Source organism: Tenacibaculum sp. AWR4_210, assembly GCF_056160945.1.
The window spans coordinates 1-539 of the sequence record NZ_JBSWYF010000045.1 but is presented as its reverse complement, the minus strand read 5'-3'; the positions used below and the strand labels follow the sequence as shown (position 1 = coordinate 539).

Genomic DNA, 539 nt, shown 5'->3' with positions numbered 1-539 from the left:
ATGCTGGCCCATCTCGGCCTCATGGCTGCCGATGCGGATGCGGCCCTCGGGCGCGGGGCCAACGATGGGAAAGAGGATCGGCGCGCGGCCCGACCAATACTCGGGATTGCCCTGCCAGAGCAGTTCGGCCCCGGCCTTGCGAAAGCTCTGCATCTCGGCACCGAGCGCCGCGACGGTGAGCGTGAGGTCGGCTTGGGACAGCGACACATCTGGCTGAGAACTGGCGGGCTGGGAACTGACGGGCTGGGTCATGGGGCATTCGCTTTGCTGTAAGAGCACCTCAGAACTATGGCGCGCGGGCAGGCGAAGTCCAATAGGGCGAAACGGGCGCTTTCACGGGGGCAGGCACGAAAAAGGGCACCCGGCGGGGTGCCCTCGATGCTTTCGCGATGTTTGACGCTCAGACCTTCAGGTTCGGAATGATCTGCTTTTTGCGGCTCATCACGCCCGGCAGCACCACGGTGTCGCCCTCGACCGTCGCGCCAAAGCTTTTCTCGGCGACGCCCTTCACCAGATCGTTGGGGATCAGCAGCGTGGCC

The 539-nt window shown here is 64.9% G+C and carries 1 protein-coding gene and 1 pseudogene; both read right to left on the bottom strand.

What is annotated here, in order from left to right; translation table 11 throughout:
- Positions 1–252 (bottom strand): annotated as a pseudogene (locus tag ACXAG7_RS19945) (hypothetical protein); the annotation flags it as partial.
- A 148-nt stretch (positions 253–400) separates the two neighbouring features.
- Entirely contained in the window at positions 401–526 is a 126-nt protein-coding gene (locus ACXAG7_RS19940; protein ID WP_476667922.1) for a DHHA2 domain-containing protein, read from the bottom strand.
- Positions 527–539: the final 13 nt, after the last annotated feature.